This is a genomic window from Phaeovulum sp. (genome assembly GCF_041596715.1).
GTDB lineage: Bacteria > Pseudomonadota > Alphaproteobacteria > Rhodobacterales > Rhodobacteraceae > UBA6213.
On sequence record NZ_JBFHIA010000168.1, the window covers coordinates 1 to 7069 of the forward strand.

General features: G+C 63.8%; 6 protein-coding genes and 1 riboswitch. Of the genes, 1 reads left to right on the forward strand and 5 read right to left on the reverse strand.

The genetic code is table 11. The annotated features are described in order from the left end of the window. From ABY403_RS11595 to gltX, 5 genes are all read right to left on the reverse strand, one after another. The coding region (locus ABY403_RS11595) for an AzlC family ABC transporter permease (RefSeq protein WP_372840973.1) at positions 1-381 on the reverse strand (381 nt) is incomplete at its 3' end. Between the two features lie 60 nt (positions 382-441). Continuing rightward, the gene (gene gcvP, locus ABY403_RS11600; protein ID WP_372840974.1) at positions 442-3276 is read right to left on the reverse strand and encodes an aminomethyl-transferring glycine dehydrogenase; all 2835 of its coding nucleotides are present in this window, start codon (positions 3274-3276) and stop codon (positions 442-444) included. A 145-nt stretch (positions 3277-3421) separates the two neighbouring features. Beyond that, the gene (gene gcvH, locus ABY403_RS11605; RefSeq protein WP_372840975.1) at positions 3422-3781 is read right to left on the reverse strand and encodes a glycine cleavage system protein GcvH; all 360 of its coding nucleotides are present in this window, start codon (positions 3779-3781) and stop codon (positions 3422-3424) included. A gap of 11 nt (positions 3782-3792) precedes the next feature. After that, the gene (gene gcvT / locus ABY403_RS11610) at positions 3793-4914 is read right to left on the reverse strand and encodes a glycine cleavage system aminomethyltransferase GcvT (RefSeq protein ID WP_372840976.1); all 1122 of its coding nucleotides are present in this window, start codon (positions 4912-4914) and stop codon (positions 3793-3795) included. A gap of 143 nt (positions 4915-5057) precedes the next feature. Continuing rightward, positions 5058-5155: riboswitch (glycine riboswitch) on the reverse strand. A 117-nt stretch (positions 5156-5272) separates the two neighbouring features. Next, entirely contained in the window at positions 5273-6601 is a 1329-nt protein-coding gene (gltX, locus tag ABY403_RS11615) for a glutamate--tRNA ligase (protein WP_372840977.1), read from the reverse strand. 77 nt (positions 6602-6678) lie between these two features. Here gltX and ABY403_RS11620 point away from each other — a divergent pair. Next, positions 6679-7069 (forward strand): metallopeptidase family protein (locus ABY403_RS11620; RefSeq protein ID WP_372840978.1); only part of this gene is annotated, 391 nt, incomplete at its 3' end.

Here is a 7069-nt window from a genome sequence, read left to right on the forward strand (position 1 = left end):
CCCACGCGCCAGCGCCCCCAGCGCCGCGCCAAAGACCTCATCGGTCAGCCCGAAGGCCCAGGCCCAAGCGCGCCGCCGCCCTGCCCCCGGCCCCGCAGCCTTCATCAGCGCCGGGCCGTAAAGCACATGGCGCAGGTTCATCGCGATCAGCGTAAAGGCCGAAACCGCCAACGGCGCACCGCCTGTGACGAGCGCCAGCGCCAGAAACTGCGACGCGCCAGCATAGATCACCAGTGACAGCATCACCGACTCGGGCGCGCTCAGACCCGCGCGCACTGCCGCAACGCCAAATGAAAACGCGATCGGAAAATATCCAAGCGCAATCGGCAGCGCCGACCAGAGCCCCTGTGCAAAGCTCGATTTCGGGGCGGGGTCGGTCATGCGTCACCCATCGGCAAACCGGGGCCGGGCGCGAACCCGACCCCAAAGTGCAAGATACGCCTATTCGGCAGCGTAGCTTTCAAGCGGCGGACAGGTGCAGACCAGATTGCGGTCGCCCCAGACGTTGTCAACGCGCCCCACCGGCGGCCAGTATTTGTCCACCCTGAAGGCTCCGGGCGGAAAGCACCCCTGCTCGCGGCTATAGGCGCGATCCCAATCGGCGACGAGGTCTTCAACCGTGTGGGGGGCGAAATGCAGGGGGCTCTGCTCGGCCTCGATGCGCCCTTCGGCGACATCGCGGATTTCTTCCCTGATCGCCAGCAGCGCGGTGATAAAGCGGTCAAGCTCTGCCTTCGTTTCGCTTTCGGTCGGCTCTACCATCAGCGTGCCAGAGACCGGCCAGCTCATCGTCGGGGCGTGGAAGCCGTTGTCGATCAGCCGCTTGGCAATATCGTCAACAGAAATGCCAACCTCACCGAAGGGGCGGGTATCGAGGATACATTCATGCGCCACACGGCCCCGGTTGCCCATGAACAGCACTGGGTATGCTCCGCGCAGCCGCGCCGCGATGTAATTGGCATTGAGGATGGCAACGCGCGTAGCCTGCGTCAGCCCAGCGCCCCCCATCATCAGGCAATAGGCCCACGAAATCAGCAGAATCGAGGCAGAGCCATAGGGGGCGGCAGACACCGGCCCCTCTTGCCCGCCGGTTTCGGGGTGGCCGGGCAGGTAGGGCGCCAGATGCGCACGTACGCCGATCGGCCCCATGCCGGGGCCACCGCCGCCATGTGGGATGGCGAAGGTCTTGTGCAGGTTGAGATGGCTGACATCGCCCCCAATCTCGCCGGGCCGCACCAGCCCTACCAGCGCGTTCATGTTGGCCCCGTCGATATAGACCTGCCCGCCGTAGCGGTGGGTGATATCACAGACCTCGCGCACGGTTTCCTCGAATACACCATGCGTCGAGGGGTAGGTGATCATGCAAGCGGCAAGCGTGTCGCCCGCTTCCCGCGCCTTGGCAGCAAAGTCTTCCACGTCGATGTCGCCGTTGGGCATCGCCTTGACGACCACCACTTTCATACCCGCCATCTGCGCGCTGGCCGGGTTGGTGCCATGCGCCGAAACCGGAATGAGGCAGACCTTGCGCTGCCCCTGCCCTTGCGCGCGATGCCAAGCCAGAATGGTCAAGAGCCCCGCGTATTCACCCTGCGCGCCAGAGTTGGGCTGCATCGAAAAGGCGTCATAGCCGGTAATGTCGCAGAGCTTGGCGGTAAGGTCGGTGACCATCTCGGCGTAGCCCTCGGCCTGATTGGCAGGCACGAAAGGGTGCAGACTGCCAAACTCGGGCCAAGTCAGCGGCATCATCTCTGCCGCAGCGTTCAACTTCATCGTGCAGGAACCAAGCGGAATCATCGCGCGGTCCAGCGCCAGATCGCGGTCCGAAAGGCGACGCATATAGCGCATCATCTCGGATTCGGCGCGGTTCATGTGAAAGACCGGATGCTTCAGATAGGACGACTTGCGCAAAAGGCTTTCGCTGAAACCAAGCTGGCGCGCCGGTTCTGGCGCATCGGCAATTCCAAAGGCGTCGAGCACGCGGGCGATCACATCGGCATCGGTGGTTTCGTCAACCGAAATGCCGACCCGGTCACGGCCAATCTTGCGCAGGTTCAGCCCACGGTGGCGCGCCGCCGCCATGATCCCAGCTTGGCCTACGCCCACCTCGACCGTGATCGTGTCGAAGAACGCGTCTGGTTGCACTTTTGCGCCAGCAGCGCGCAGGGCATTGGCCAGTTGTACCGCGTTGAAATGCACTTTTTCTGCAATCATGCGCAGGCCCACTGGCCCGTGGAACACCGCGTAGAACGAGGCCATGACCGCCAGCAGCGCCTGCGCGGTGCAAACATTCGAGGTCGCCTTTTCGCGGCGGATATGTTGCTCGCGGGTTTGCAGGCTTAGCCGATAGGCGCGGCCACCGCGTGAATCGATCGAGACACCAACGATCCGCCCCGGCATCGCGCGCTTCATCTCATCGCGGCACGACATGAAGGCGGCATGTGGGCCGCCGTAGCCCATCGGCACGCCAAAGCGCTGCGCCGAGCCAACCGCGATATCGGCCCCCATCGCCCCCGGTTCCTTCAACAGGCAAAGTGCCAAAAGATCGGTCGCCATAATCGCCACCGCCCCCGCGCCGTGCAGCGCAGCGATCTCGCTCTCGAAATCGCGGACATGGCCATATGTGCCCGGATACTGGAAAATCGCGCCAAACACGCGCGCAGGGTCAAGCGCCTTGGGCGCGCCCACGATGATCTCGATGCCCAGCGGCAGCGCCCTTGTGCGGATCACGCCAACCGTCTGCGGATGGCAGTTTTCATCAACAAAAAATGCCCGCGCTTTCGACTTGGCCACCCGCTCGGCCATCGCCATCGCTTCCGCCGCCGCCGTCGCCTCATCCAGAAGCGACGCGTTGGCCACCGGCAGGCCGGTCAGATCGCTGACCATGGTCTGATAGTTCAGAAGCGCCTCTAGCCGACCTTGCGCGATTTCGGGTTGATAGGGCGTGTAGGCCGTATACCACGCCGGGTTTTCCAGAATATTGCGCTGAATCGCGGGCGGCGTGACGGTGCCGTAATAGCCCTGCCCGATCAGCGAGGTCATCACACGGTTCTTCGCGGCGACTTCGCGCATTTTCGCCAGCAGCGCGTGCTCGGTCATCGGCGCCCAGCCAAGCGGTTGCGTCTGGCGGATCGTGCGTGGCACGGTCTCGTCGATCAGCGCATCGAGGCTGGCCGCGCCCACCACTTTAAGCATTTCCGCCATTTCGGCGGGGCTCGGCCCGATGTGGCGGCGATTGGCAAAATCATAGGTGTCGTAGGTGGTGGGGGTAAAGGTCATGCGACGTCTCCAAAAAGAGCGTTTCGGGTCTGCATATCACGCGCCAAGGCGCGGCTGACCGCCGCGCCATTTGGCCTCTGTTTTCGGGCCGCCAGCCCCTTGCCCGTACGCACAAAGCCGACGGGCCGCGCCAAGACTGCTCGCCTTAGCCGATCAGCGCCTTGTAGGCCGCCTCGTCCATGAAACCGTCTAGCGCCTTGAGGTCTTCCAGCTTCATCTTGAAAAACCATGCCTTGCCCATCGGATCTTCGTTCACCAGCCCCGGGTTGTCGCCCAGATCGGCGTTGACCTCGACGATTTCGCCATCGACGGGGGCCAGAATGTCGGATGCCGCCTTGACGCTTTCGATCACGCTGACCTCGTCGCCCCGCGCAACCTTGGTGCCGGGTTCAGGCAGTTCTACAAACACAACGTCGCCCAAGGCTTCTGCCGCGTGCTCGGTAATGCCAACCACCACGAGGTCACCCTCGACGCGCAGCCATTCATGTTCTTCGGTATATTTCATCTGAACGCTCCTCAGCGTTTGAAGGTGGTGGGTTGGAACGGTAGCGGTGCGATCCGCGCAGGCAATCGCCGCCCGCGCACATCGCCATAAACAATTGTGCCCACGGCCAGATCGGCGGGCAAATAGGCCATGGCCATCGGCGCGTTGATCGAGGGGCCAAACCCGCCCGAGCAGATCACGCCAAGCGGCGCGCCGCCTTCGGGTGCCGCGTAGATTTCAACGCCTTCGCGCATCGGCGCGCGGCCCTCGGGCAGCAGCCCCATCCGACGGCGCGATGGCCCCGCAGCCAGTTCACCCAAGATCCGCGCAGCACCCGGAAAGCCGCCTTCGCGCGCGCCACCCGCCCGCCGCGCCTTTTGAATCGCCCAGGAAAGCGAGGCTTCAACCGGCGTGGTGGTGGTGTCGATGTCGTGGCCGTAAAGGCAAAGCCCCGCCTCCAGCCGCAGACTGTCGCGCGCGCCAAGGCCGATCGGCTCGACCTCGGGCATCTCCAGCAGCGCCTCGGCAAAAGCCACCGCGCGGGCGTCGGGCACCGAAATCTCAAACCCGTCTTCGCCTGTGTATCCCGAGCGAGAGATCCAGACCTCGGTGCCGACCCAGTCAAACACGCCGACATCCATGAACCGCATCGCAGCCACGCCCGGCACCAGCCGCGCCAAAGCAGCCTCGGCAGCAGGCCCTTGCAGCGCCAGCAGCGCGCGGTCGGTGATTTCGGTCACTTCCAGCGCCAGATGCGCGCGCATATGGGCAATGTCAGCACCTTTGCAGGCCGCGTTGACCACGACAAACAGATGATCGCCCCGGTTCGCGACCATCAGATCGTCCAATATGCCGCCCGTCTCGTTGGTGAACATCGCATAGCGTTGCCGCCCCTCGGCCAGCCCGGCCAGATCCACCGGCACCAGCGCCTCAAGCGCCAATGCGGCATCGACCGCCTTGCCCGAAGGCGCGCGCACGATCACCTGCCCCATGTGGCTTACATCAAAAAGCCCGGCGGCGGCGCGTGTGTGCAAATGCTCTTTCAACACCCCCAGCGGGTATTGCACGGGCATTTCGTAGCCCGCAAAGGGCACGATTTTCGCGCCCAATCGCACATGAAGATCGTATAGTCCGGTCCGTAACAGGTCGGCCATGCCGCCCCTCCCCGATTGGCCGGAAAACCCGGCATCAAGCCCAAGGCAGACTACCGCCCACCCAACCCGATGCCCCCTCTGTCCCTTGCGCCTGAGATCGTTATCCCTTCGGCGGGTGCAACCGCACCTCTCTCCAGAGTCCTTCTGCCAGAACGGTCCTTTGCGCCTGAGAGTTTACCGGGGCGGTTGCTCCTTCGGCACTAACGGGGCTCTCCCCGCCAGATTCTCCCGATCCTGACGGCCAAGCGATAGCCTGCCGCGCCCCCGGCTGGCAAGGGGCTGCGTAACGCCGCAAACCACCTCTCCTTGCGCAGGTGTCAAAATATCGCCCGCATTCGAGACAGTACCCGGAGCGGTTTCAGCCGCGCCCGCGCACCCGTTGCAGCAGCGGCATCAGCTCTGCCATCTCGGGGCCGTGGTCCATGCCGGTCAGCGCCTTGCGCAGCGGCATGAAAAGCCCCCGCCCCTTGCGCCCGGTTGCCGCCTTGACTGCGGTGGTCCAGCGCGCCCATGCCTCGTTATCATAGGGCGGGTCGGGCAAAAGCTGCATCGCGGCGGCGACAAACTCGGTATCTTCGGCATCCACCAAAGGCTCTGCGCCTTCCAGCACCAGCGCGGCCCAAGGTGCCAGATCGTCGAGCGTGGTAATATTCTTAGCCGCTACCGCCCAGAACTGCTCGGCAATCGCCGCAGGCACACCAAGCCCCGCGATCCGCTCGGCAACAGCGGCGTAAGGCAGGCGCTGGTTGCGCTCGCGCGTCAGCGGCATCAGGTCTTCGGGGTCAAGTTTGGTGGGTGCTGCGCCAAACTGCGAAAGCTCAAACCCTTCGGCAATCTCGTCAAGGCTCATGCGCAATTCGACTGGCTGGCTGGAACCCAACCGCGCCATCAGGCTCAACAGCGCCTCGGGTGCCACGCCACGCGCGCGCAGATCGCGCAAGGATAGCGTGCCAAGGCGCTTGGAAAGCTCTTCGCCCTGCGCCCCGGTCAGCAGGCTGTGGTGCGCAAAGGCGGGCGGGGTGCCCCCCAAGGCGCGCATGATCTGGATTTGCGTGGCGGTGTTGGTCACGTGGTCAGCACCACGCACGATATGCGTGACCCCCATCTGCAAATCATCCACCGACGAGGCAAAGGTATAAAGCACCTGCCCGTCGGCGCGGATCAGCACCGGGTCTGAAAGGCTGGCCGCGTCAATCGAGATCGGCCCCATGATGCCGTCAACCCACTCGATCCGCTCTTGATCGAGCAGAAATCGCCAATAGCCTTCGCGGCCCTCTTCGCGCAGACGGTCTTTCTCGAGCGCGCTGAGCGTCAGCGCGGCGCGGTCGTAAACCGGCGGGCGGTGCATGTTCAAAAGCTTCTTGCGCTTCAGGTCCAACTCGACCGGGCTTTCGAAGCACTCGTAAAACTTGTTCATCGCCCGCAGGCTGTCGGCTGCCGCCTCATAGCGGTCAAAACGCTCTGACTGGCGTTCCAACCTGTCCCATGTCAGGCCCAGCCATTCGAGGTCTTCCATGATCGCGTCGGCGTATTCGGGGCGCGAACGCTCGCGGTCGGTATCATCCAGCCGCAGAATGAACTGCCCGCCCGCCTTTCGCGCGATCAGCCAAGCCATCAGCGCGGTGCGCAGGTTGCCGACATGGATGTAGCCGGTTGGCGAAGGGGCAAAGCGGGTGACGGTGGTCATATGGGCACTCCTCGTTGGCTCCGCTCTTTCACAAGGCGCGGCTTTTGTCCATATCGGGGGAAGGTATGGAGGCCGGTATGCAAGACTGGAATACGCGCATAGCGCCGGGGCTGGACGAGATAGAGGCGATGGCCGAGGCGGCGCGCGCGGCCCTGCCAGAGGTTTTCGCGGCGAAGGCCGCGGCGATCGTGTTGCGCGTCGAAGATTTCGCCAGCGACGAGATGCTTGCGCAAATGCAGATCGAAGATGGGTTTGAACTGACCGGGCTTTATGAAGGCATCCCGCTGACCGAGAAATCGGTGATGGATCAGCCGATGGGGCCCGATTTGATCTGGCTTTTCCGCCGCCCGATTCTTGATGAGTGGATCGCGCGCGGCGATGTGGCCTTGGGCACCTTGGTTGCGCATGTGATGGTGCATGAAATGGCGCACCACTTTGGCTGGTCGGATGATGACATTGCGGTGATAG